This is a genomic window from Streptomyces sp. NPDC014894, from assembly GCF_043080985.1.
Taxonomy (GTDB): domain Bacteria; phylum Actinomycetota; class Actinomycetes; order Streptomycetales; family Streptomycetaceae; genus Streptomyces.
This window is the reverse complement of record NZ_JBIBWD010000001.1, coordinates 381814-405392: the sequence shown is the minus strand read 5'-3', so window position 1 is coordinate 405392 and position 23579 is coordinate 381814. Positions and strand designations below refer to the sequence as shown.

Sequence of the window (23579 nt, the reverse complement as noted above, 5' to 3'; positions counted from 1 at the left end):
TCCGGCCGCGCGCGGTGCGTGCCCTCGCCGTCGCGGATCAGGCGAGCGCGGCCTCCAGGGAGCGGGCCAGACCGGCGGCGGCGGGGTCCGGCAGGGGCAGTCCCCGGGCGCAGGTCACATAGAAGGCGTCGACCGCGTTCCCGCCGAGGGTGGAGACATGGGCGCTGCGCACCCGTACGCCCGCGTCCTCCAGGGCGTGGCCGATGCGGTGCAGCAGTCCGGGGGCGTCCTGGGCGCGGACCTCGATGACGGTGGCGCGGTGGGAGGCGGCGGGGGCGACCGTGACCCGGGGCGGCGGGGCCGGGGCGCCGCGCCGGGGGCGGCGGGCGGCGTCGCGCTCGGCGAGCCGGGCGGCGATGTCGAGGGAGCCGTCCAGCGCGCGGCCGAGGTCGGTGCGGAGCCGGGCGGCCTGGGGCAGGGCTCCGTAGGCCGCCGCCACCCGCCAGTTCAGTACGAGGACGGCTCCGCCGGGAGCGTCCACGGCGCGCAGCTCGGCGGCGCGGACGGTGAGCCGGTGCAGGGCGAGGACTCCGGCGGCGGCGGGCAGCACCCCGGGCCGCTCGGGCAGGGCGATCACCAGCTCGGCGCCGACCGGTTCGGGCCGCCCGTCCGCCCCTTCGGCCGGCGCGGCCGGGGCCGGGGGCTGGGCGCTCAGGGAGAGGACGGGTGCGCCGGTGCGCGCCGCCTCGGCGGCGAGGCGCTCCTGTCCGGCGGTGGGCGCGGCGGGGCCCGGCCGCTCGGGGGCCCGGCCCGCCAGTTCCGCCGCGACCCGCCGGGTCAGCTCCGCGACCAGCGAGCCGCGCCAGGCGGACCAGGCGGCGGGGCCGGTGGCGAGGGCGTCGGCCTCGGTGAGGGCGTGCAGCAGCTCCAGCGTGCCGGCGGAGCCGACGGCGGCGGCGACCGAGCGGACGGTGGCGGGATCGTCCAGGTCGCGCCGGGTGGCGGTGTCGACGAGGAGCAGATGGTGGCGTACGAGAGCGGCGACGACGTCCGCGTCGGCGGGGCCGAAGCCGATCCGGGCCGCGGTGTCCCGGGCGATGATCTCGCCGGTGACCGCGTGGTCGCCGGGCCATCCCTTGCCGAGGTCGTGGAGGAGGGCGGCGACGAGCAGCAGATCGGGGCGGCTCACCCGGCGGGCCAGGGCGGCGGCGCGGACGGCGGTCTCGACGAGATGGCGGTCGACGGTCCAGGTGTGGACGGCGTTGCGCTGGGGCCGGCAGCGGACCCGTTCCCAGTCCGGGAGGAGCCGGGTGATCAGTCCTTCGGCCTCCAGCGCCTCCCAGACGGGGACGGCGCTCTCGCCCGCGCCGAGCAGTATGACGAATTCCTCGCGGGCCTCGGCGGGCCAGGGCACGGGCAGCGGGGCGGCGGTCTCCGCGAGCCGCCGCGCGGCGTGCGGGGAGAGCGGCAGTCCGGCGCGGGCGGCGGCCGCGGCGGCGCGGAGCGGGAGCACGGGGTCGCGTTCGGGCCGGGCGGTACGGGCGAGCACGGCCTCGCCGTCGTGCTCCACGACTCCTTCGGCGAGCGGGGTGCGTTCGGGGGCGGGGCGCGCGCCGAGCGCGGCGCGCAGCCGGCGGCGGGCGGAGCGGGCCCGCAGCACCCGGTTGACCTCGCGCCAGGTGATGTCGGAGGCGTACGCGATGGTCCGCCCCGCCTCGTACACCTGGCGGAGCAGGGCGTCGGCGTCGGGCAGGGCGAGGGCGGCGGCGATCTGGTCCTGTTCCTGGAGGGCGAGCCGGTCGGTGGCGCGTCCGGTCGCGAGGTGGAGGGCGTCGCGGGTGTCGAGGAGGGTGCGGCGGGCCCGGTCGAGGCCGGCGCGGGGGGCGTCGGCGAGCCAGGAGGCGGCGACGGCGCGCAGGGCGGTGGCGTCGCGCAGTCCGCCGCGCGCCTCCTTGAGGTCGGGCTCCAGGAGGAAGCGCAGTTCGCCCTGGCGGTCGGCGCGTTCGCGGCAGAGCGCGTCGAGTTCGGGCAGGCGTTTCGGGGCCTGGTCGCGCCAGTCGGCGAGGACGGCGGTGCGCAGGCCGGCGACCAGGGCGAGATCCCCGGCGACGGGGCGGGCGTCGAGCAGTCCGAGGTGGGCCCGCAGGTCGTCGGCGGCGGTGCGGCGGGCCTCGGCGGGGGTGCGGACGGAGTGGTCGAGCGCGAGCCCGAGGTCCCAGACCGGGTACCAGAGGCGGTCGGCGAGGGCGGCGATCTCTCGGGGGGCGGCGGTTCCGTCGTGGAGCAGGAGGAGGTCGAGGTCGCTGCGGGGGGAGAGTTCGCCGCGTCCGTAGCCGCCGACGGCGACCAGGGCGGCGCCGCGGACGCCGGCGGCCTCGGACGCGGCGGCGAGGAGCGCGGCGAGCCACTGGTCGGTCAGACCGGCGAGGGCGGCCCGGCGGGGCGGGCCGGACCGCTCCGCCTCGTTGAGGAGGAGCAGCCGGGCGGCCGCGTATCCAGCGGGTCCCGGGTCCTTCGCTGCGTCGCTCGGCTGGGGGGTGGACACCGCGGGGCCTCTCTCAGTGCTGGGGGTACGGAGCGGGGGCGGCCGGACCGTGCTGTGGGGGCGGCACGGTCCGGCCGGGTCGGGGTCGGGTCGGGCTCCAGGCCGGGTCGGGTCCGGGACCGGGACCGGGACCGGTCGGGGTCGCGCGGGGGCGCGCGGGGGCGCGGGGGCGGGCGCGCGAGGCGATCTAGAGCGCGTCCGGGCCGCGTTCGCCGGTGCGCACCCGTACGGCGTCGTCGACCGGGACGCTCCACACCTTCCCGTCGCCGATCTTCCCGGTGCGGGCGGCCTTGACGATCACCTCGATGAGCTGTTCGGCGTCGTCGTCCTCGACCAGGACCTCGATACGGCTCTTGGGCACCAGGTCGACGGTGTACTCCGCGCCCCGGTAGACCTCGGTGTGCCCGCGCTGGCGGCCGTACCCGCTGGCTTCGGTGACGGTGAGTCCCTGGACCCCGAAGGCCTGGAGGGCTTCCTTGATCTCGTCCAGCCGGTGGGGCTTGACGACTGCGGTGATGAGCTTCATGCGTCCACCTTCTTGTTCTGTGCGGCGGCGGCCGTCAGGCTCTCGCCCGGCGCGGGCTGGGGCTTGCGGCCGCCCGCGCCGCCGCCCGCGCCGCTGAAGTCGTACGCGGTCTCGGCGTGCTCGACCCGGTCGATGCCCGAGACCTCGGTGTCCTCGTCCACGCGCATGCCCATCGTCCGGTCGAGGATCAGGGCGAGGATCGCGGAGACGACCAGAGAGTAGGCGAGGACGGCGAAGACGCCGATCGCCTGCTTGCCGAGTTGTTCGAGTCCACCCCCGTAGAGGAGGCCCTTCGCCTCGGACTGGACGCCGCCGGTGGCGAAGAGGCCGACGAGGAGGGAGCCGGCGACGCCGCCGACGAGGTGGACGCCGACGACGTCGAGGGAGTCGTCGTAGCCGAGGCGGAACTTGAGTCCGACGGCCATGGCGCACAGGACTCCGGAGATCGCGCCGATGGCGATGGCTCCGAGCGGGGAGCAGGAACCGCCGGCCGGGGTGATGGCGACGAGACCGGCGACCGCGCCGGAGGCGGCTCCGAGGGTGGTGCACGCGCCGTGGCGGATCTTCTCGTACGCCAGCCAGGCGAGCATCGCGGCGGCCGCGGCGACCTGGGTGTTGACGAACATCACCGCGCCGACGCCGTCGTCGTTGCCGAGCCAGGAGCCGGCGTTGAAGCCGAACCAGCCGAACCAGAGCAGGGCCGCGCCGAGCATGACGAGCGGGAGGCTGTGGGGGCGCATCGGGTCCTTCTTGAAGCCGACCCGCTTTCCGATGACGAGGATGACGCCGAGGGCCGCGGCACCGGCGTTGATGTGGACGGCGGTGCCGCCCGCGAAGTCGATGACGCCCATCTCGAAGAGCCAGCCGCCGGCGCCCCAGACCCAGTGGGCGACCGGGAAGTAGACGACGGTGGCCCACAGCGTGATGAAGAGCGCCCAGGCGGAGAACTTGACCCGGTCCGCGAGCGCGCCGCTGATCAGCGCGGGGGTGATGACGGCGAACATCAGCTGGAAGACGGCGAAGACATAGACCGGGATGGTGTAGCCGTCCCAGATCTCGGTGAGTCCGATGCCGCCGAGCCCGACGTAGTCGGCGTTCCATCCGACGACGGAGCCGATGTCGTCGCCGAAGGCGACGCTGAATCCGAAGAGGACCCACAGGACGGTGACGATCCCCAGGCTGGCGAAGCTCATCATGAGCATGTTCAGGGTGGATTTGACGCGGACCATGCCTCCGTAGAAGAAGGCGAGTCCCGGGGTCATCAGCATGACCAGGGCGGAGCAGATGAGCATGAAGCCGGTGTTGGCCGAAGAGAGCGCGGGCGTCTCTGCGGCCAGGGTCGAGATGCCTGAGGGCATCGGCGTCTCCTCGTCGTCGGTGCGGCCTCGTGCGGGCGGGCCCGGTGGACTCGGGCGGCGCCCGGACCGTTCGGGTGGCGGGCCGGTTATGCGCCCTGAGGTTGGTCCAGCGCGGTTTCGGCCAGTGCCGCACGGTGTTTCACCGGGGTGACGAAGGCGTCCGCCGTGTTACGTGACCATGAACGCGCCCCGGCGCGCGCGGGGGGCGGTCGTACCGGCGCTATCCGGCCACGGCGGGGTCCGGCGTACGAAGGCGTACGAAGGCGTACGAGGGCGTGCGCCCCTGGCGTGCGGGCGCGGGCGGGCCGGTGCGCGGCGTCGCCTGCGGCTCGGCGGCAGGGCGTACGGGCGCGTACAGGCTTTTACGGGGGCGCACGCACAGCGGGCGGACCGGCCGGCCGCAGGGGCGCGGCCGGTCCTCGCGGGCGGCGGGCGGGTCAGACGGCCTCGGCGGTCTCGGGCAGCTGCGCGGTGAGGAGATCGGTGAAGCGCACCACCTCGGCGACGTCGCCGAAGTCCCGGGCGGCGGTGTCGACGGTCTTCCGCAGCCGGGTGTTGACCCGCTCGGAGCGGACCCGTTTGGCCACGGTGAGAGCGGTGGAGGCCAGCTCGGTGGCGTGCTCCGGCTCGCGCTTGAGCAGGTGGACCGTGGCCATGCCGATGAGATTGAGCGCGTACGACCGCTGGTGCACGGTGTCGGGCCGGAAGAGTTCCACGGCGCGCGCCATGACCGGCTCGGCGAGAGAGGCGTAGGTCGGGCTGCGGCCCGCGACATAGGCGAGGTCGCGGTAGGAGTGCGCGTTCTCCCCGTTCAGCTCCGCCTCGGAGAAGAAGCGGATCCAGTCGGGGTCGGGCTCGCCGTCGGCCCCGGCGTCGGAGAAGGTGTCCTCGGCCATCCGGACGGCTCGTTTGCACTTGCTGGGCTGGCCCATGTTGGCGTAGGCGCGGGCCTCCATCGCATACAGCATGGCCTGGGTGCGGGCGGTGGCGCAGTCCCGGCTGCCGTACTGGGCGAGGTGGATCAGCTCCAGGGCGTCCTCGGGCCGTCCCAGATGGATCATCTGACGGCTCATGGCGGAGAGGATGTACGAGCCGAGGGGCTTGTCGCCCGCCTCCTTCGCGGCGTGCAGGGCGAGCACGAAGTACTTCTGCGCGGTCGGCTGGAGGCCGACGTCATAGCTCATCCAGCCCGCCAGCTGGGCGAGTTCGGCGGCGCAGACGAAGAGCCGGCGGCGGGTGGCCTCCGGGTGGGGCTCCTGGAGGAGGTCGGTGACCTCGTGGAGCTGGCCGACGACCGCCTTGCGCCGCAGTCCGCCGCCGCACTGGGCGTCCCACTCGCGGAACATCGAGGTGGTGGACTCCAGCAGCTCCAGCTCCGGGCCGGAGAGCCGGGCGGGGAGGGGCAGGGCGACCGGGTCGTGGCCCGGGGGCGGGGCGGCGGGGGTGTTCGGCGTGGGCACCAGCCAGCGCTGCATGGGCTCGACCAGCGCGGGTCCGGCGGCCAGCGCCAGCGAGGAGCCGAGGAAACCGCGCCGGGCCAGCATCAGATCGCTCCGGGAGAACTCGCTGAGCAGGGCGATGGTCTGCGGACCCGCCCAGGGGAGGTCGACCCCGGAGACCGAGGGCGACTGATGGGCGGTCCGCAGCCCCAGCTCCTCGATGGCGACGACGGCGCCGAAGCGCTCGGAGAACAGCTCGGAGAGGATCCGCGGGATCGGCTCGCGGGGCTGCTCGCCGTCGAGCCAGCGCCTGACCCGTGAGGTGTCGGTGCTGATGTGGTGGGCTCCCAGCTCGCGGGCCCGGCGGTTGACCTGGCGCGCCAGCTCGCCCTTGGACCAGCCGCTGCGCACGAACCATGAGCCCAGCTGTTCGTTGGGGCGCTTGCCGGTGTTCGTACCGGCTCCGCTGCCGTCCACTGAGAGGCCCCCGTCCATCACAACCCTGAAAGCTCGAACCCTTGTCAGAATGCCGTGCGCCACGGCCGTCTGTCCGCAGGAGGCACCCTCTCTGCAACAAGCCTGCACAAATAAGCCTGCACAAATACCGTCCGCCGGTCCGCGAGGACCGTCCGGGGCCGCGAGGCGCCTCGGGTCGCACGCCGGCCGCGCGCACGCGCTCACCGGTCTCGCACACTGAAAGTAATCCTACGATCACCCGTCTCGCGAGAAGGTTCCGCCAAACGCCACCATTCGCCACCCCTTCGAATGAACTCCCCCGCCGCCGGGCGCGATTCACTTGACGCACGACGATCAGAAGACGGCGGACCGGTGCGGACACGGGCGCGCGGAGCCATCCGCACTCCCCCTCGCGCCACCGTGCGCCACCCCAGCTACACCTGTGGCGACACTGTGTTACGAGGAAACTTCGGGTCGTAACCACCGGCGACACGACCCGTTGGAGGGGGCATGGGCATGGGCTTCACGATCGGCAGCAGCCGGGGCGCCAAGGACATCCGGTCCGGCTCGCGACGCCGTGGCCGCACGGCGGAGTGCACCGTGGTGGCCGAGTACACCGGACTCTGGGGCTGGTCCGTGGCCCCGGGAGCGCGCGCGGCGAACGGCGGGTGCTCCTGCGGCGACGCGGACTGCGCGGCCCCGGGCGCGCACCCGCTGCCGTACGCGGCCGAGATCCCCGCGGGCGCGACGCTGGACGAGGTCTCCACGGCCTGGGCGCGGGTGCCGGGGGCGACGCTGCTGCTTCCGGTGGGGCGGTCCTTCGACATCCTGGACGTCGCCGCGCCGGCCGGGCGGCGGGCGCTGGTCCGGCTGGAGCGGATGGGGCTGCCGCCGGGACCCGTCTCGGCGACGCCGGACGGCCGCTGCCAGTTCTTCGTCGCGCCGGGGGCCGCGGACGATCTGCCGCGGCTGCTCTACCGGATGGGCTGGGACGACGCGGATCTCGATCTGCACTGTCTGGGCCCGGGCGACCACATCACCGCCCCGCCCTCGGACCACGCGGGGCTCGGCCCGGTGAGCTGGCTCCGCCCGCCGTCGCTGGACACGGCGACCGCACCGCCGGAGGCGCGGCTGCTGCTGGGGACGCTGGCGTACATCTGTCACCGCTCGGCGGCCTGAGGCGCGCGGTTCGCGATCGGACCGGCGGCCTGAGGCACGGTCGGAGAGCCCGGCGATCCGAGGCGCGCGGTTCGCGATCGGACCGGCGGCCTGAGGCGCACGGTTCGCGGTCGGACCGGTGGCCTGAGGCGCGCGGTTCGCGGTCGGACCGCCGGGGCTTCCCGGGCGCGCGCCGTCGCGGGAACGAGAGCGCCCGCCGTACCGGGGCTTCCGGTACGGCGGGCGCGATGCGGTCTCCGCGAGGCGGGTCGCCTCCGACGCGGCGCGAGGTCCCGCCCGGGCGCGCGGTTCCGGTTCCGCTGCCGGTTCGGGTTCCGCTTCTGACGGGCGGTCCCGGTTCCGGCGCGGTGCGGCACGCCTTTCGGCGCGGCGCGCGGGCCGGGCCCTGGCCTCGAACAGGTGTCGCGGGCCCGGCGGGCGTCGTGGGTCAGTCGCCGATCAGGGCGTCCACGAACGCCTCCGGTTCGAACGGCGCGAGGTCGTCCGGACCCTCGCCCAGGCCGATCAGCTTCACCGGCACGCCCAGCTCCCGCTGGACCGCGATGACGATGCCGCCCTTGGCGGTGCCGTCGAGCTTGGTCAGCACGATGCCGGTGATGTTGACGACCTCGGCGAAGACCCGGGCCTGGACCAGTCCGTTCTGCCCGGTGGTGGCGTCCAGGACCAGCAGGACCTCGTCCAGCGGACCGTGCTTCTCCACGACCCGCTTGACCTTGCCCAGCTCGTCCATCAGACCGGTCTTGGTGTGGAGCCGGCCCGCGGTGTCGATGAGCACCACGTCGGCGCCCTCGGCGATGCCCTCCTTGACCGCGTCGAAGGCGATCGACGCCGGGTCGCCGCCCTCCGGCCCGCGCACGGTGCGCGCGCCGACCCGCTCGCCCCAGGTCTGGAGCTGGTCGGCCGCCGCCGCGCGGAAGGTGTCCGCCGCGCCGAGGACGACCGAGCGGCCGTCCGCGACCAGGACCCGGGCGAGCTTGCCGGTGGTGGTGGTCTTGCCGGTGCCGTTGACGCCGACGACCATGACGACGCCCGGGGTGTCGAGACCGCTCTCGGTCTTCACCGCGCGGTCGGCCTCGGTGCCGATGAGCTGGAGCAGCTCCTCGCGGAGCAGGGTGCGCAGCTCGTCCGGGGTGCGGGTGCCCAGCACCCGGACCCGCTCGCGCAGCCGCTCGACCAGCTCCTGGGTGGGCGCGACGCCGACGTCCGCGACGAGCAGCGTCTCCTCGATCTCCTCCCAGGTGTCCTCGTCGAGGTGCTCACGGGAGAGCAGGGTGAGCAGACCCTTGCCGAGGGAGTTCTGCGAGCGGGCGAGCCGGGCGCGCAGCCGGACCAGCCGGCCGGCGGTCGGCTCCGGGACCTCGATCTCGGGGGCGGCGACGACCGGGTCCTCGACGGCGACGGGCGAGCCGGCGGGTTCGTCCGCCGGCGGGAGGTCGACCTCCTCGATGGTGCGGCGTGGTTCTTCCCGCGGTGTCTCCGCCTCGTCGCCGACATGCGGCTCGGCGGGCGGAGCGGTGATGGTCGGCGCGGACGACGGGGCCGAGGGCGGCAGCTGCTTCTTATTGCGGCCGCGGATCACGAGCCCGCTGATCGCGCCGACGGCGACCAGGGCGATGACTACAGCAAGGATGACGAATTCCATAACCCACCCAGTATCGGTCACACCCGCCGTCGGAGGTCGGCCACACCCCGGCCGATTCGGGCGGGGACGCCGCCGAGGCGGCGGCGATCTCGCGCCGGGGCCCGGCGCGGGCGGGCGCGAAACCCGGATGACTGGGCCGAGCCCCGCGGGCTAGCGTCCTGTGCATGACCGTCTTGGAGTACCGGACCATCCCGGAGGCGCACCTTGAACGCGCCCTGGACCTGCACTATCTCGTGTTTCTCGGCAAGAGCGTCGACGAGGGGCCGCGGAAGCTCCACCGCGAGATCCTGGAGCGCTGTGACCTCGTGGGGGCGTACGAGGGGGACGAGCTGGTCGGCCTGCTGGCCGCGCACCGGCTGCTGCTGTCGGTGCCCGGCGGGGAGCTGCCGTGCGCGGGGGTGACCTTCGTCTCGGTGGCGCCGACGCACCGCCGCCGCGGGGTCCTCAGCGGAATGATCGCCGAGCTGTGGCGGCGGTGCGCGGCGGCGGGCGCGCCGCTGGCCGCGCTCTGGGTGTCGGAGACGGGGATCTACGGCCGGTTCGGTTTCGAGCCGGCGACCCGTTCGTACACGCTGGAGATCGACAGCGACCGGCCGCTGGAGCTGCGGACCGAGCCCGACGAGCGGCCGTTGCGGCTGGTCTCCGCCGAAGAGGCGCCCGGCGTGATCGGCCCGCTGCACGCCGCCGCCCGGGCGGAGCGCGCGGGGCGGGTGGCGCGGGACGATCTCTGGTGGCGCGAGCACGTCCTGCCGGCGGAGGACGAGGAGGACGACGACCGGAGCGCGCCCCGGGTGGTGACCCTCGGGGAGCCGGGCGAGACGCCCGCGGGCTATGTCCTCTACCGCACCCAGACGGACGACGAGGGCCGGGGCACCGTCCATCTCCAGGAGCTGGAGGCCGATTCGCCCGCCGTCGCCGCCGCGCTGTGGCGCTATGCGACCTCGATCGACCTGGCCGACAAGGTGCGGGCGTGGGGCCGTCCGCTGGACGATGTGCTGCTGCGGCTCTCCGCCGACCGCGACCAGGTGCGGATCACCCAGGAGTTCCCGGCGCTGTGGCTGCGGGTGGTCGACGTGCCCGCCGCGCTGGCGGGGCGGGCCTGGTCGGCCCCCGTCGATCTGGTGCTGGAGGTGACCGACACGGGGGTGTCGGCCAACGCCGGACGGTACCGGGTCACCGCGAAGCCGGACGGGGACGCGTACCGGGCGCGGGTCGCCCGGACCGAGGACGCGGCCGATCTGACCCTGGACGTCCGGGAGCTGGCGGCGGTGTATCTCGGTGACATCGCGCCGGCGGAGCTGGTCCGGGCGGGGCTGATCGCCGAGCACACCCCGGGGACGGCCGAGCTGCTGACGGCGGCGGCGCGGACCGGGCTGCTGCCGCACACCACGGACGAGTTCTAGGAGCCTGCCCTCCGCCGATTCCCCGGGCCGGGGGCCCGTGCCGCCCCTGTTGATCTGACACTACGTCAGCTATCGTCCCCCTTCGCCAGGCCCGCAGCCCGCGAAGGGGGACTTCTCCATGGCCTTCACCGTGGTCCGTTTCAATCTGGCCGACCCCGCCGGGACGCCCGAGACCCTCGCCGACCGCTACCGGGCGGCCGTGGAGATGGCCGGGTACGCGGACGAGCACGGCGTCGGCGCGGTCCAGACCGAGGAGCACCACGGCGTCGCGGACGGCTGGCTCCCCTCCCCGCTGGCCTTCGCGGGCGCGGTCCTCGGGGCCACCCGCCGGATCGGGGTCACCGTCTCGGCGGTCATCGGCCCGCTCCACGACCCGCTGCGGCTCGCCGAGGACCTCGCGGTGCTCGATCTGATCGGCCGGGGCCGGCTGATCACGGTCGCGGGCATCGGCTACCGACCCGAGGAGTACGCGCGCCAGGGCGTCGACTGGTCGCGGCGCGGCCGGCTCCAGGACGAGCTGCTGCGGACCCTGCTGCTGGCCTGGACCGGCGAGGAGTTCCCGTACCGGGGCACGACGGTGCGGGTGACCCCGCGCCCGTACACCCGGCCCCATCCGCCGCTGCTGGTGGGCGGGGGCTCACGGGCGGCCGCCCGGCGGGCGGCGCGGCTGGGGCTCCCCTTCTTCCCGGGCGAGCGTCTGCCGGAGCTGGGGGCGTACTACCGCGAGCGGTGCGCGGAGTACGGCACTGTCGCACGGCTGACGATGCCCGCCGCGCGGACCGCGCTGCTCCATGTCGCCGAGGACCCCGACCGCGCCTGGGACCGCTACGGCGGGCATCTGCTGCACGAGGCGAGGACGTACGCCTCCTGGCAGTCGGCGGACATCCGCTCGGCGGTGCGGTCGCGGGCGGCGACGGTCGGGGAGCTGCGGGCGGAGGGGGTGTACCGGATCGTGACGCCGCGGGAGTGCGCCGCCCTCGCGGCCCGGTCGGCGTCCCTGGTGCTGCATCCGCTCTGCGGCGGGATGCCCCTCGCCGAGGGCCGGCGCTCGCTGCGGCTCTTCTGCGCGGCGACGGCTACGGCGAGGGGCGGGGCGGCCGGCACGGCGACGGCTCAGCCCATCTCCTCCAGCGCCTTGCCCTTGGTCTCCTTGACGAAGAGCAGCACGAACGGGATCGAGAGCACCGCGAAGGAGGCGTAGATGATGTACGTCGCCGACAGGTCCCAGTCCGCGAGGCTCGGGAAGCTCGCGGTGATGGCCCAGTTGGCGATCCACTGCGCGGAGGCGGCGACGCCGAGGGCGGCGGCGCGCAGGCGGTTCGGGAACATCTCGCCGAGCAGGACCCAGACCACCACACCCCAGGAGAGCGCGAAGAACAGCACGAACACATGGGCGGCGACCAGCGCCACCGTGCCCTCCAGGCTGGGCAGTTTGCCGTCGACGAGATCGGCGGAGAACGCCCACGCCTCCACCGCCAGCGCGATCGCCATACCGGCCGAGCCGATGAGGGCGAGCGGTTTACGGCCGATGCGGTCGACCAGGACCATCGCGATCACGGTGCCGATGATGTTCACGATCGACGTGGTGAACGAGTAGAAGAACGAACTCGTCGGGTCGATGCCCACGGACTGCCACAGCGTGGACGAGTAGTAGAACGCCACATTGATGCCGACGAGCTGCTGGAAGACGGAGAGCCCGATGCCGATCCAGACGATGGGCAGGAAGCCGAACCGCGATCCGAGGAGGTCCTTGAAGGTCGACTTGTGCTCCCGGCGCATCGCCAGGTCGATCTCCTCGACCCGGGCGTCCAGATCGACGTGCTCGCCCTCGACCTCCGCGAGCACCCGCTTCGCCCGCTGGACCTTGCCGACCGAGATCAGATAGCGGGGCGACTCGGGGATCGCGAAGGAGAGCAGCCCGTACAGCAGCGCGGGCACCACCATCACGCCGAGCATCCACTGCCAGGCCTCGAGACCGGCCAGCTCGCCGCGCTGGTCGCCGTCGGCGAGCTGGAGGATGCCGAAGTTCACCAGCTGGGAGACGGCGATGCCGATGACGATCGCGGCCTGCTGGAAGGAGGCCAGCCGGCCCCGGTAGGCCGGCGGGGAGACCTCGGCGATGTACGCGGGGCCGATGACCGAGGCCATGCCGATGGCGAAGCCGCCGATGACCCGCCACATCGCCAGGTCCCAGAGCGCGAACGGCAGCGCCGAGCCGACCGCGCTCACGGCGAACAGGACGGCGGCGATCCGCATACAGGCGATCCGGCCGATGCGGTCGGCGATCCGGCCGGCGGTGGCCGCGCCGATCGCACAGCCGATCAGCGCGATCGCGATGACCTGCGCCAGCTCCCCCGAGCCGATGGCGTACCGGTCCCGGATCGCCTCGACCGCGCCGTTGATGACCGAACTGTCGTAGCCGAAGAGGAATCCGCCCATGGCGGCGGACGCGGTGATGAAGATGACATGACCGAGGTGTTCGGGATGGGCCTCGCGGGCCCCCGAGGCCGGGGGCGGCTGCGCACTGCTCGTCACATGTACTCCTGGGGCCGTGTGCTCGTGGACCGCCCGGCGGCGCGGCCGGGGAGGGCGAGCCCTCTCAGTGGCTCACAGCTCGCGGCGCGCCACCACCGGGGTGGGCTGTCGGCGTGAGAGTGCGGACGGGGTTCAGCGCAGCCGCTGTCCGATGACCTTGGAGACGCCGTCCCCCTGCATGGAGACGCCGTACAGCGCGTCCGCGACCTCCATCGTCCGCTTCTGGTGGGTGATCACGATCAGCTGGGAGGACTCCTGGAGCTCCCGCATGATCCCGATCAGCCGCTGGAGATTGGTGTCGTCGAGCGCCGCTTCGACCTCGTCCATCACATAGAACGGGCTCGGCCGGGCCTTGAAGATCGACACCAGGATCGCCACGGCGGTCAGGGAGCGCTCGCCGCCGGAGAGCAGGGAGAGCCGCTTGACCTTCTTGCCGGGCGGCCGGGCCTCGACGTCCACGCCCGTGGTGAGCATGTTCGCGGGGTCGGTCAGCACGAGTCTGCCCTCACCGCCGGGGAAGAGCCGCGCGAAGACGCCCTCGAACTCGCGGGCCGTGTCCCGGTACGCCTCGGTGAAGACCTGCTCGACGCGCTCGTCCACCTCCCTCACCACCTGAAGAAGGTCCTTGCGGGTCTTCTTCAGATCCTCTAGCTGCTCCGAGAGGAACTGATGGCGCTCCTCCAGCGCCGCGAACTCCTCCAGGGCGAGCGGATTCACCTTTCCCAGCTGCTGGTGGGCCCGTTCGGCCGACGCCAGTCGCCTTTCCTGGACGGCCCGGTCAAAACGTGCGGGCCGGTTGCGGGGATGATCCGGATCCTCCGGAAGCACCTCGCCGTCGGCGGGCGGGGCCGGGGGCACGGGCTGGTCGGGGCCGTATTCGGCGATCAGGGCGGCGGGCTCCACGCCCAGCTCCTCCAGCGCCCTGCCCTCCAGCTGCTCGATCCGCAGCCGCTTCTCCGCGCCGAGGACCTCGCCCCGGTGCACCGAGTCGGTCAGCCGGTCCAGCTCGGAGCCGAGTTCACGGCCCCGGGCGCGGGCCGCCGTCAGCTCCCGCTCCTGTCCGGCCGTCGCCGCGTCGGCGGCGGTGCGCTCCGCGTCGGCCCGTACGAGGGAGACCTCGGCGTGCGCCAGCAGCTGCCGGGCTCCCGCGGCGACCGCGGCGGCGACGGCGGCCTCGTGCCGCAGCCGGGCCCGCCGGCGCTCGGCGCGGGCGCGCGCCTCCCGTTCGGCGCGCGCTCCCCGGTCGAGGGCGTCCGCCCGTCCGGCCAGGCCCTTGACCCGCTCCTCATGGGTGCGGAGCTGGAGCCGGGCCTCCATCTCGGTCTGGCGGGCGTTGGCCCCGTCGGCGGCGAGCCGGTCCCGCGCCTGGCTGTCGGGCTCGTCCTCGGCGGGGGCCTCCTCGGCGACGAGCAGCCGCTCGGCCCACTCCTCCGCCTCCGCCCGGGCCCGCTCCAGCGCCTCCCGGGCCCGGGCGACGGCGGCCCCGGTGCGCTCGGCCTCGTCGGCGGCGGCCCTGGACTGCCCGGAGAGCCGGCCCAGCCGTCCGGAGACGGCGGACTTCTCCCGGTCGGCGGTACGCCGCCGCTCCCCCAGCTCCTCCACGCGCGCGGCGCACTCGGCGCGCCGGGCCTCGGCACGGCCGCGGGCCGGGGTCAGCTCCTCGCACCGCGCGGCCAGCTCCGCCAGGGCCCCGGCGGCCTCGTCCACCGAGGCCCGCACCTCCAGCAGACTGGGCGCACCGGCCGCGCCGCCCTGCGCGAAGTGCGCCGAGAGGACGTCGCCCTCGGCGGTGACGGCGGTGAGTCCGGGGCGCGCGTAGACCAGTTCCTCGGCCTGCTCCAGCGTGTCCACGACGACATGGCCGCGCAGCAGCAGCCGTACCGCCGCCATGAGTTCCCCGGGTCCTCGCACCAGTTCCACGGCGTACGGGCCCGGCGGGCGGCCTGGGCCGGCGGGCCCGGCCGGCGGGGGCTCCTCCGGGGCGTCCGCCAGGAGTATCGAGGCGCGGCCCGCGTCGGTCTTGCGCAGCAGACGCAGCGCCTCGGCGGCCGACGCCGGGGTGGCGACGGCGATCGCGTCCGCGGCCGCGCCCAGGGCGGCGGCGACCGGGATCTCGTACCCGGGGACGACGGTGAGGAGTTCGGACGCCGGGCCGAGCAGACCGCCGACGCGGTCCCTGGCGGCGAGCAGCGCCGCGGTGCCGTCCTTGCGCCGCAGGCCGAGCGCGAGGGCGTCGCGGCGGGCGGTGAGGGCGGCGCGCTCGCGCTCGGCCTCGGTGAGCGCCTCGCGCACGGCGGCCAGCTCCTCGTCGGCGACGGCGAGTTCGCGGCGGGCGGCGTCATGGCGTTCGCCCAGCTCGGCGTCGTCGGCGTCCAGTCCGGCCACCTCGGCGCGGAGCGCCTCGTACTCCCGCAGCGCGGCGGCCGCCCGCTCGCGCGCCTGTTCGTGCGCGTCGGAGAGCCGGTCGATCTCGGCCTGGGCGGAGGCCGCCCGGCCGCGGGCGGCGGCGACCTTGCCGCCGAGGCGGGCGAGTCCCTCGCGCCGGTCGGCGATGGCGCGGGCGGCGTCCCGCAGCCGGCGCTCCTCGGCGGCGAGTTCCCGTTCCAGTTCGGCGCGGTGGGCCACGGTGTCCTCCAGCGCCCGGGCCGCCGACTCCAGCGCGGCCGTCAGCTCGGCCTCCTGCTCCCGGACCCGGGCGGCCTCGCGCTCCAGGTCCTCCGGGTCCCGGCCGCGCCGCTCCTCCACCGGCGGCGCGGTGGCGCTGCGGACCCGGGCGTCGGCGAGGGAGACCGTGCCGCGCACCCGCTCGGCGAGCTGGGACAGCTCGTACCAGCCCTGCTGGGCGGCCCGCCCCCGGGGCGCGAGCCGCCGTACGGCCTCCTCCAGCGCGGCCTCCCGGGCGAGCGCCGCCCTCAGCTCGGCCTCGGCGGTCTCCTTGCGCTCCTTGAGCGCGGCCTCGTCCGCGATCTCGGCGCTGAGCGCGGTCCGCAACCGGACGAGATCGTCGGCGAGGAGCCGGAGCCGGGCGTCGCGCAGACCGGCCTGGATGACGGCGGCCCGGCGGGCCACGGCGGCCTGGCGGCCGAGCGGTTTGAGCTGTCGGCGCAGTTCGTCGGTGAGGTCCTGGACCCGCGCGAGATTGGCCCGCATCGCGTCGAGTTTGCGCAGCGCCTTCTCCTTGCGCTTGCGATGCTTGAGTACGCCCGCGGCCTCTTCGATGAAGGCGCGGCGGCCCATGGGATCGGCGTGGAGTACGGAGTCCAGTCGGCCCTGTCCGACAATGACGTGCATTTCCCGGCCGATACCGGAATCGGAGAGCAGTTCCTGAATGTCGAGGAGCCGGCAGGTGTCGCCATTGATCTGGTATTCACTGCCGCCGTTGCGGAACATGATCCGGGTGAGAGTGACCTCGGCGTACTCGATGGGCAGCGCGCCGTCGGCGTTGTCGATGGTCAGCGAGACCTCGGCCCGGCCGAGCGGCGGACGCCCGGTGGTCCCGGCGAAGATGACGTCCTCCATCTTTCCGCCGCGCAGCGATTTGGCGCCCTGCTCGCCCATGACCCAGGAGAGCGCGTCCACGACATTCGATTTGCCGGAGCCGTTGGGGCCCACGACACAGGTGATGCCCGGTTCGAACCGCAGGGTGGTGGCGGAGGCGAAGGATTTGAAACCGCGCAGGGTCATGGCCTTGAGGTGCACGCAGCCGGACTCTACCTTCAGCCGGCGGTTTCACCCGGGAGGGCGGGGGGCACATCAGACGGTAAGTGTGGGGAGGCGGATGCCGTGGGGGGAAAGAAAGAAGGGACGCCGAGGCGTCCCTTGCATATCTTGCGCGGATCTCAGACGGATCGCCGGGCTCAGGTGAGCGCGGGCTCCGCCTGCGGTACGTCGATGTCGATGCCGTCAAGCAGCGACTCTCCGGGGTGCTGAGCGACGGCAGCGCTGAGCGCGTCATTCTCGGACTGGATCCGTACGAGTTCGGATTCCAGATCCTGGACGCGCTGCTGGAGCCGTCGCATCTCGGCGAGGAGTCGCGGGTCAGAACCGCCGACGTAACCGAGAAGCGCCTTTGCCATGATGGATGGTCCTCCACACTGAGTGACCGACCGATGCGGTGTGGGTCGTGAGGGATTCGCACCCGCGGTGCTCGACAGTGCTCTGGTACTGCTCTATCACTGCGGTTCTTACTGCCAAACAGCTAAGGTGCGCGGGGATTCCAGAGTCTCACCAAAAAGTTTGACGGTCAACACGATCACACCCCGTGGGGGTAGGGCCGGCCGGGGGCTCACATCCGTCGCGCTTGCGGCGGAGGGCTCTGCTCCGGGGCCTTGGGGGCGGCGGGATCCGCCCTACTGCGGCAGCCTGGCACGGTTGGCCCTTATTGGCAACCACCTGCTTGTTTCCCCATTCGGCGGGGGTGCGCGGAGGGAGCCCCGGCGGCCCCGGGAGCGCCGGGGCGCCGGCCGTGGAACGGGTCGCGTCAGCGGATCGCGAAGCCGTCGTAACCGCCGCGTGGCGTGTCCCATATCTCAGTCACACCGTCGACACGTCCGGGTGTGTCGGCGGAGCGCAGCCACTCCAGGAGACGGTGGCAATTCTCACGTGATCCCTCCGCGACGATCTGCACCCTGCCGTCGTCGAGATTGAGGGCGAATCCGGTGAGCCCCCCGATCTCCAGAGCGTTTGCCCTGGTAAACCATCGAAAACCCACTCCTTGTACTCGACCGCGTACCCAGGCGGTGAGCCGTGCCGCATCGTTCATGACTGCACGGTATCCGCAGAGGCGCCCCGTCGATTTCCCCATCGTCACCTTCCGCCCCACGCGTCATGGCGTACAGTCCGGTCGCAATGAACCTCACCCGTTCGGGTGAACCGGTCTTCTCGTCCAACCGATGCGGGGCCGGAGTGCGACCGGCATACGGCGGAGCGGTACAACCGCCGAGTACGAGGAAGGCACAAGCAGATGGGACGCCATCGTCGCTCCACCAAGCGTGCGGTCAGGCCCGTTCGCACGGGACTGCTCGGCGCCTCCGCGGCCATGGCGGTGGGTGCGGTCGCCGTCGCGTCCGGACTGCTGCCGGGCGGCGACACCTACACCATGGGCGGCGACAACTCCCCCGGCAGCCAGGTGCGGAGCGGGGGTTCGGCCACGCTCCAGACCCAGGGCGACTCGGGCGAGGAGCCCGCCCGGAGCACCGCCGGAGCGATACCCGCGCCCGCGCACGCCCCCTCGAAAACGCCCTCCCAGAAGCCCCCGGCCGCTCCCTCCGCCAAGCCCTCGCAGAAGTCCGAGGCGCCTCCGGAGCGGAAGACGGCCACTCCGGAGCGGACCGCCGAGACTCCGAAGGAGAAGGCTCCGGAGCGCGCCGAGGAGCGCGCGTCCGACCGCTCTGCCGAACGCACCGCCCCGCCCCGGCAGTCCGCGTCCCCGAAGCCCTCCACCCCCGCGCCGTCGGCGCCCTCGGGAACGGCGACCGAGGCCGAGGTGCTCGCGCTGGTGAACGAGGAGCGCGCCAAGGTCGGCTGCGCCCCGGTCCGGTTCGACGCCGCACTGGCCCGGCTGGCGGGCGCCTTCAGCTCCGACATGGCCGCGCGGGGGTTCTTCTCCCACACCGACCCCGACGGCGACACCCCCTGGGACCGTGCCGAGCGGGCGGGCGTGAGCAATCTCGGCGGCGAGAACATCGCCCGCGGCCAGGCGGACGCCGAGGCGGTGATGAACTCGTGGATGAACAGCGAGGGTCACCGCGCGAACATACTGAACTGCGACTACAAGACGCTGGGCGTCGGGGTCCACCTCGGCGACGGCGGCCCCTGGTGGACCCAGAACTTCGGCTTCTGAAGGCACACCGCGTCTCCGGCCTGACAAGTCCCTGGCGTTTTTGCCGAGTACCACCCTCTTCGAAGGTCAGCGCTCCGCCGACATAAGGTGATGGTCATGGACGACGGTCCGGCCTTTGACGTCCTCGCGCGAGGCTGCCCCTCCCGTACGACGCTGGAGCACCTCACCGGCCGCTGGGGCGGACTCACCGTCGCCGCGCTCTTCGCGGGAAGCCTTCGCTTCAACGAGCTGCGGCGCGCCGTCGACGGCGTCAGCGAGAAAATGCTCTCCCAGACGCTCCACGCGCTGGAGCGCGACGGGCTGGTGCACCGCGAGGCCGACGCCGGCTCACGGGCCCGGGTGGACTATGAGCTGACCCCGCTCGGCCGGGCCGCCGCCGAGCGGCTGATCGGTCTGATCCGGCTGGTGGAGAGCCGGATGCCGGAGGTCCTCGCGGCCCGGCAGCGCTATGACGAGGGGCGTGAGAGCCTCGGCGGACGCTGACAGCGCGGGCAGAAGTAGCTGGACCGATTCATCCAGGGCCGCCGTCTGATCAAAGTGCCGCAGCGGCGGCAGGGCTCGTCCTCACGGCCGTAGGCGTCCAGCGAACGGTCGAAATAGCCGGATTCGCCGTTCACATTCACATAGAGGCTGTCGAAACTGGTGCCGCCGGCCGCCAGCGCCGCGTTCATCACGTCCCGTACATGACAGAGAAGCTCGGCAGAGCGGGCCCCGGCGATGCCCGCCGTCGGGCGCTCGTAGTGGAGCCTGGCGCGCCAGAGCGCCTCGTCCGCGTAGATATTGCCCACGCCGCTGATCAGCGACTGGTCGAGCAGGGCCCGTTTCACCGTCGTCCGCCGCAGCCGCAGCGCGGCGTGGAACGCGGCGTCGTCGAAAGCGGGGTCCAGCGGATCGCGGGCGATGTGCGCGATCGCGTCGGGCAGTCCGTCGGGGGTGTTGTCGTGCAGCGAGAGCCCGCCGAACGTCCGCTGGTCCACGAAGCGCAGCTCGGTGCCGAGGGAGTCGTCGAAACTGACCCGGATCCGCAGATGCTTCTCGTCCGCCGCGTCCTCGGGCTGCACCAGCAGCTGACCGCTCATCCCGAGATGGCCGAGGACCGAGGAGTCGGTGTCGGCCAGCGGCAGCCAGAGGTATTTGCCCCGGCGGCGGGCGATGCCGACGCTGTGACCCTTGAGCCGGGCGGCGAAGTCGTCGGCTCCGGCGAGATGGCGGCGGACGGCTCGCGGGTGCAGCACACGCACCTCGGCGATGGTCCGGCCGCTGACCCAGCACTGGAGTCCTCGGCGTACGACCTCGACCTCGGGCAGCTCGGGCACGGGGCTCCTCCGGGAAACGCTCGCGGTGACGCCCGCAGCGTACCGCCCTGTCGGCGGACACCGGTCATCGGGGACCGGACAGTAGGCGGGAAACGGACCCTCGCTCCGGGGAAGAGACCGAGGCCCCCGCGCTCCCGGAGCGTTCCGGGGGCACGGGGGCCTCGATGTGATCGGACGGGCGGGACTCAGGCCGTGGCCCGGTCCGCCTGTTCCTCGGAGCCGGCCGCCGCGGAGGCGTCCAAAGACTCCTCCCCGGACGGCGAACCGCCGGGCGAACCGGCGGCCGAAGGGGCTCCGGATTCCGCGCCGGCAGCGGCCGACTCGGTCCGGTCCGCCGCTTCGGAGGCCGCCGACCGGGCCGTGGCCTCGGCCTTCGCCTCCTCGGCCCGCAGGTCCGCGGCGGCACGGATCTCCCGCCAGGCGGATTCCGCGGCCTGCTGCTCCGCTTCCTTCTTGCTGCGGCCGGTGCCGGTGCCGTACGAGACACCACCGACGCGGGCGGCAGCGGTGAAGGTCTTCTCATGGTCCGGACCCGTCTCGGTGACGACGTACTCCGGAACACCGAGACCCTCGGCCGCGGTCAGCTCCTGGAGACTGGTCTTCCAGTCCAGGCCCGCACCGAGATTCGACGACTTCTCGATCAGCGGATCGAAGAGCCGGTGCACCAGCTCGGACGCCGCCTCCAGACCCTGGTCGAGATAGACGGCGCCGATCACCGCTTCGAGGGTGTCGGCGAGAATGGACGCCTTGTCCCGGCCGCCCGTGCCCTCTTCGCCCCGGCCGAGCCGGATGAAGAGACCGAGTTCGAGACCCCGGCCGACCTCCGCCAGCGCACGCGAGTTGACCACCGCGGCCCGCAGTTTGGCCAGCTGGCCTTCCGGCAGATCGGGGTGGGTGCGGTAGAGGGTGTCGGTGACCACCAGACCGAGCACGGAGTCCCCGAGGAACTCCAGCCGCTCATTGGTGGGCAGACCGCCGTTCTCGTACGCGTACGAACGGTGGGTCAGCGCACGCACCAGAAGGGCGGACTCGAGGTGATACCCGAGCCGCCCTTCCAGAAGCGTGTGGGACGAGGCTGCGTTGACTGTTTTGCTGGCGTCTTCCTGCTTCTTGGCATTGGACAGCTCAGACATCGGGCCTCTCACCAGCCGCTCAGACCGCGAGGACCTGGCGCTTGTTGTAGGTGCCACAGCTAGGGCACGCGATGTGCTGCAGCTTGGGCTCCTGGCAACGCTCGCACGAAACCAGGGTGGGGACCGCAGCCTTCCACTGCGACCGGCGGTGGCGCGTGTTGCTGCGCGACATCTTCCGCTTCGGAACAGCCACGGCTACTTCTCCTGCTTCTCGTCGACGCCCGGTTCGGCGCCGCTCATGTTGTCCTTCTCGCCGTCCTTGACGGTTTCGGCGAGTCCTTGCAATGCCGCCCAACGGATGTCGAGGGCATCGTGGTGGTGGTCCGGGTCGTCGTCCAGCCGGATTCCGCACTGGGCGCAGAGACCGGCACAGTCCTCCCGGCACACCGGCTGCATCGGCAGTGCGAGCACCACCGCATCACGCAGCACGGGCTCGAGGTCGAACAGGCCGTCCTCGAGATGGAGGATGTCCTCGTCCTCGGCGTCGTCGCCGGGCTCCGCGGCACGGCCGCGGCCCCGGTCGTCGGCGTCGGGGTACGTGAACATCTCCTGGAAGTCCGCCGCGACATCGAGGCGCAGCGGCTCCAGACACCTTACGCACTCCCCCTCGGCCGACGCACGGGCGGTGCCGGTGACCAGCACTCCGTCCATGACCGACTCCAGGCGGAGGTCCAGCTCGACGCTCTCGCCCTCCGGCACGGCGACGACTCCCTCGATCCCGAAGACCGCGGGGGCGCCGGGGGCCGGGATCGTGCGGGACAGCCGCTGGAGCGCGCCGGGACGCCGGCCCAGCTCGTGCGTGTCGAACACGAGGGGGTTTCGGTGGTCGAGGCGGGCGTTCAGGGCTTTTCCTGCTTTCGGGATGCGTGCTGCTGGGGGAGAGAGGGCTGTCGTCCCGCTGTACGCGGGAGGCGGGCAGCCGGAATCGCGTGACTACGCGCGACCGAAGAGCCAGGATACTGGACAGGTCGCCATAGACCCAATCCGGCCCCGGGGGCCCTCCCGGCGCCTTGCCCGGCGCGCCTCGCGCGGGGCCTCAGCGCCCCTGCTCATAGCGGCGCAGCTCCTCCAGATCGATCATGCTGGTGTCGAAGAAGCTGGTCTCGTCGAGGGCGGCGGCCCCCTGCGGGGCGGGCAGCTGGGGCTGCTGGGACTGCTGGGGCACGTCCTGGTACGCGTAGTGGTCCGGCTGCCCGTACTGCTGCTGGGCGTATCCCTGCTGCTGATAGGCGGCGTAGGGGTCCTGCGGCTGATCCTGAGGATACGGGGCGTAGCCGGGCTGCGGCTGCGGGTATCCGCCGAAGGGATCCTGCTGGGCCGGGATGTGCGGCTGCGGGGCCGGCGGGGGGCCGGGGTCGTGCGGGGGCGCGGCCGGCAGGGGCTCCGGGGCGTGCGGGGGCGCGGCCGGGGGCCGGGGCTCCCGGGTCTGCCGCGGCTCCGGATCGGCCAGCTCCGCCAGGCCGGCCAGATACTCCGCGTCACTGGAGTGCCGCCGGGCCGTGCCCGCCGCGTCCTGGGCCGCCATGTGCTCGCCGAGGGCGTCGCCGGTGGTCCGGCCGTGGAGCTTCTGGCGGCCGCGGCCGACCGCGTCCAGGGTCTTGGAGAGCACCGCCTCGAACGCGCCCAGCTTGGCGTCCACGTACTCGTCGGCCCGGTGGATCAGGGTCTGCGGGTCGGCGCTGTACTCGGGGGCGTCGGGGTCGGGGTAGCCGTCCTGGCCGAGGCCCGGGCCCCGGCCGAGGAGCTTCTCGCGGCCCCGGTCGACGGAGCCGATGGTCTTGGTGAGGACGACCTCGAAGTTGGCGAGCTTGGAGTCGACGTAGTCGTCGGCCTCGGCCCGGATCTCCTCGGCGTCGCGGCGGGCGTCGGCGAGGATGCGGTCCGCCTCGTCCTGGGACCGGCGGGCGACCTGGGTGCTGGAGACCAGCGAGCCGCGCTCGGCGTGGGCGCTCTCGATGATCCGCTCGGCCTCGTGGCGGGCCTCGGCGACCATCTGCTCCCGGTCGCCGATCAGCTCCTGGGCCTGCGCCAGCGAGCCGGGCAGGGCCTGGCGCACCTCGTCGAGCAGGGCGAGCAGTTCGGCGCGGTTGACCACGCAGGACGCCGACATGGGCATGGAGCGGGCGCTCCCGATCGCCCGGACGATCTCATCGAGCTTCTTCTGCACGTCCACCCTGGTCCGCCACTCTCTGCCTGGAACGTCTGAGCCGGGTCCGCCGCGTACCGGACGGACGGGACGACTGTACGGCGCGCGGGCGGCCCCGG

The 23579-nt window shown here is 73.4% G+C and carries 19 protein-coding genes; 5 read left to right on the top strand and 14 right to left on the bottom strand.

The genetic code is table 11. From position 1 onward, the window contains the following. Nucleotides 1-37: 37 nt before the first annotated feature. The 4 genes from ACF089_RS01725 to ACF089_RS01710 all read right to left on the bottom strand — a co-directional run bounded on the left by ACF089_RS01725 (nucleotide 38) and on the right by ACF089_RS01710 (nucleotide 6285). The gene (locus ACF089_RS01725) at nucleotides 38-2485 is read right to left on the bottom strand and encodes a [protein-PII] uridylyltransferase (protein ID WP_392020379.1); all 2448 of its coding nucleotides are present in this window, start codon (nucleotides 2483-2485) and stop codon (nucleotides 38-40) included. A 187-nt stretch (nucleotides 2486-2672) separates the two neighbouring features. Continuing rightward, nucleotides 2673-3011 carry a P-II family nitrogen regulator gene (locus ACF089_RS01720; RefSeq protein WP_392020376.1) on the bottom strand — a complete coding sequence of 113 codons (339 nt, stop codon included), beginning with the start codon at nucleotides 3009-3011 and terminating at the stop codon, nucleotides 2673-2675. Continuing rightward, nucleotides 3008-4369 carry an ammonium transporter gene (locus ACF089_RS01715; protein ID WP_392020372.1) on the bottom strand — a complete coding sequence of 454 codons (1362 nt, stop codon included), beginning with the start codon at nucleotides 4367-4369 and terminating at the stop codon, nucleotides 3008-3010. Before ACF089_RS01715 ends, ACF089_RS01720 begins: the two co-directional genes overlap by 4 nt. Before the next feature lie 437 nt (nucleotides 4370-4806). Next, nucleotides 4807-6285: a hypothetical protein gene (locus tag ACF089_RS01710; RefSeq protein WP_392020369.1), complete on the bottom strand. Its 1479-nt coding sequence runs from the start codon at nucleotides 6283-6285 to the stop codon at nucleotides 4807-4809. A gap of 495 nt (nucleotides 6286-6780) precedes the next feature. On the opposite strand from ACF089_RS01710, the gene ACF089_RS01705 reads away from it, so the two are divergent. Further along, complete coding sequence (locus tag ACF089_RS01705) at nucleotides 6781-7443, top strand: bifunctional DNA primase/polymerase (protein WP_392020366.1); 663 nt, start codon at nucleotides 6781-6783, stop codon at nucleotides 7441-7443. A gap of 427 nt (nucleotides 7444-7870) precedes the next feature. Here ACF089_RS01705 and ftsY read toward each other — a convergent pair whose 3' ends face one another. Next, nucleotides 7871-9085, bottom strand: a complete 1215-nt coding sequence (ftsY, locus tag ACF089_RS01700) for a signal recognition particle-docking protein FtsY (protein ID WP_392020363.1) — start codon at nucleotides 9083-9085, stop codon at nucleotides 7871-7873. 164 nt (nucleotides 9086-9249) lie between these two features. On the opposite strand from ftsY, the gene ACF089_RS01695 reads away from it, so the two are divergent. Both ACF089_RS01695 and ACF089_RS01690 read left to right on the top strand, forming a co-directional pair. Next, nucleotides 9250-10488, top strand: a complete 1239-nt coding sequence (locus ACF089_RS01695) for a GNAT family N-acetyltransferase (protein WP_392020361.1) — start codon at nucleotides 9250-9252, stop codon at nucleotides 10486-10488. A 118-nt stretch (nucleotides 10489-10606) separates the two neighbouring features. Next, nucleotides 10607-11689, top strand: a complete 1083-nt coding sequence (locus ACF089_RS01690; protein ID WP_392020358.1) for an LLM class flavin-dependent oxidoreductase — start codon at nucleotides 10607-10609, stop codon at nucleotides 11687-11689. On the opposite strand, the gene ACF089_RS01685 is transcribed toward ACF089_RS01690, so the two are convergent. The 4 genes from ACF089_RS01685 to ACF089_RS01670 form a co-directional block, all read right to left on the bottom strand. Next, on the bottom strand, nucleotides 11602-13023 hold the full coding sequence (locus ACF089_RS01685; RefSeq protein WP_392020356.1) for a sugar porter family MFS transporter: 1422 nt from the start codon (nucleotides 13021-13023) through the stop codon (nucleotides 11602-11604). The genes ACF089_RS01690 and ACF089_RS01685 overlap by 88 nt on opposite strands. A gap of 132 nt (nucleotides 13024-13155) precedes the next feature. Beyond that, complete coding sequence (gene smc / locus ACF089_RS01680; protein ID WP_392020353.1) at nucleotides 13156-16722, bottom strand: chromosome segregation protein SMC; 3567 nt, start codon at nucleotides 16720-16722, stop codon at nucleotides 13156-13158. A 158-nt stretch (nucleotides 16723-16880) separates the two neighbouring features. After that, a complete protein-coding gene (locus ACF089_RS01675) occupies nucleotides 16881-17099 on the bottom strand; it encodes a hypothetical protein (protein WP_153486296.1) in 219 nt (72 codons plus the stop codon). A 404-nt stretch (nucleotides 17100-17503) separates the two neighbouring features. Next, nucleotides 17504-17785, bottom strand: a complete 282-nt coding sequence (locus tag ACF089_RS01670) for an acylphosphatase (protein ID WP_392020349.1) — start codon at nucleotides 17783-17785, stop codon at nucleotides 17504-17506. A 201-nt stretch (nucleotides 17786-17986) separates the two neighbouring features. Between ACF089_RS01670 and ACF089_RS01665 the strand changes: the two genes are divergently transcribed. Next, nucleotides 17987-18865 carry a CAP domain-containing protein gene (locus ACF089_RS01665; protein WP_392020346.1) on the top strand — a complete coding sequence of 293 codons (879 nt, stop codon included), beginning with the start codon at nucleotides 17987-17989 and terminating at the stop codon, nucleotides 18863-18865. A gap of 96 nt (nucleotides 18866-18961) precedes the next feature. After that, the gene (locus ACF089_RS01660; RefSeq protein ID WP_392020343.1) at nucleotides 18962-19348 is read left to right on the top strand and encodes a winged helix-turn-helix transcriptional regulator; all 387 of its coding nucleotides are present in this window, start codon (nucleotides 18962-18964) and stop codon (nucleotides 19346-19348) included. Here the strand turns inward: ACF089_RS01660 and mutM are convergent. From mutM to ACF089_RS01635, 5 genes are all read right to left on the bottom strand, one after another. Next, nucleotides 19312-20181 (bottom strand): bifunctional DNA-formamidopyrimidine glycosylase/DNA-(apurinic or apyrimidinic site) lyase, encoded by an 870-nt coding sequence (mutM, locus tag ACF089_RS01655; protein ID WP_392020340.1) that lies wholly within the window; start codon nucleotides 20179-20181, stop codon nucleotides 19312-19314. The genes ACF089_RS01660 and mutM overlap by 37 nt on opposite strands. 185 nt (nucleotides 20182-20366) lie before the next feature. Beyond that, nucleotides 20367-21314: a ribonuclease III gene (gene rnc, locus ACF089_RS01650; RefSeq protein ID WP_392020337.1), complete on the bottom strand. Its 948-nt coding sequence runs from the start codon at nucleotides 21312-21314 to the stop codon at nucleotides 20367-20369. Nucleotides 21315-21333: 19 nt separating this feature from the next. Then, nucleotides 21334-21507 carry a 50S ribosomal protein L32 gene (gene rpmF / locus ACF089_RS01645; RefSeq protein ID WP_043229344.1) on the bottom strand — a complete coding sequence of 58 codons (174 nt, stop codon included), beginning with the start codon at nucleotides 21505-21507 and terminating at the stop codon, nucleotides 21334-21336. 2 nt (nucleotides 21508-21509) lie between these two features. Continuing rightward, nucleotides 21510-22157: a YceD family protein gene (locus ACF089_RS01640; protein ID WP_392021550.1), complete on the bottom strand. Its 648-nt coding sequence runs from the start codon at nucleotides 22155-22157 to the stop codon at nucleotides 21510-21512. 193 nt (nucleotides 22158-22350) lie between these two features. After that, nucleotides 22351-23487 (bottom strand): ATP synthase F0 subunit B, encoded by a 1137-nt coding sequence (locus ACF089_RS01635; protein WP_392020334.1) that lies wholly within the window; start codon nucleotides 23485-23487, stop codon nucleotides 22351-22353. Between the last annotated feature and the right edge of the window lie 92 nt (nucleotides 23488-23579).

Excerpts from the sequence above, each read along its gene's own strand:
- ACF089_RS01720 (WP_392020376.1), bottom strand. The coding sequence starts at position 3,011 with ATGAAGCTCATCACCGCAGTCGTCAAGCCCCACCGGCTGGACGAGATC.
- ACF089_RS01715 (WP_392020372.1), bottom strand. The coding sequence starts at position 4,369 with ATGCCCTCAGGCATCTCGACCCTGGCCGCAGAGACGCCCGCGCTCTCT.
- ACF089_RS01705 (WP_392020366.1), top strand. The coding sequence starts at position 6,781 with ATGGGCTTCACGATCGGCAGCAGCCGGGGCGCCAAGGACATCCGGTCC.
- ftsY (WP_392020363.1), bottom strand. The coding sequence starts at position 9,085 with ATGGAATTCGTCATCCTTGCTGTAGTCATCGCCCTGGTCGCCGTCGGC.
- ACF089_RS01695 (WP_392020361.1), top strand. The coding sequence starts at position 9,250 with ATGACCGTCTTGGAGTACCGGACCATCCCGGAGGCGCACCTTGAACGC.
- ACF089_RS01690 (WP_392020358.1), top strand. The coding sequence starts at position 10,607 with ATGGCCTTCACCGTGGTCCGTTTCAATCTGGCCGACCCCGCCGGGACG.
- ACF089_RS01675 (WP_153486296.1), bottom strand. The coding sequence starts at position 17,099 with ATGGCAAAGGCGCTTCTCGGTTACGTCGGCGGTTCTGACCCGCGACTC.
- ACF089_RS01670 (WP_392020349.1), bottom strand. The coding sequence starts at position 17,785 with ATGAACGATGCGGCACGGCTCACCGCCTGGGTACGCGGTCGAGTACAA.
- ACF089_RS01665 (WP_392020346.1), top strand. The coding sequence starts at position 17,987 with ATGGGACGCCATCGTCGCTCCACCAAGCGTGCGGTCAGGCCCGTTCGC.
- ACF089_RS01660 (WP_392020343.1), top strand. The coding sequence starts at position 18,962 with ATGGACGACGGTCCGGCCTTTGACGTCCTCGCGCGAGGCTGCCCCTCC.
- rnc (WP_392020337.1), bottom strand. The coding sequence starts at position 21,314 with ATGTCTGAGCTGTCCAATGCCAAGAAGCAGGAAGACGCCAGCAAAACA.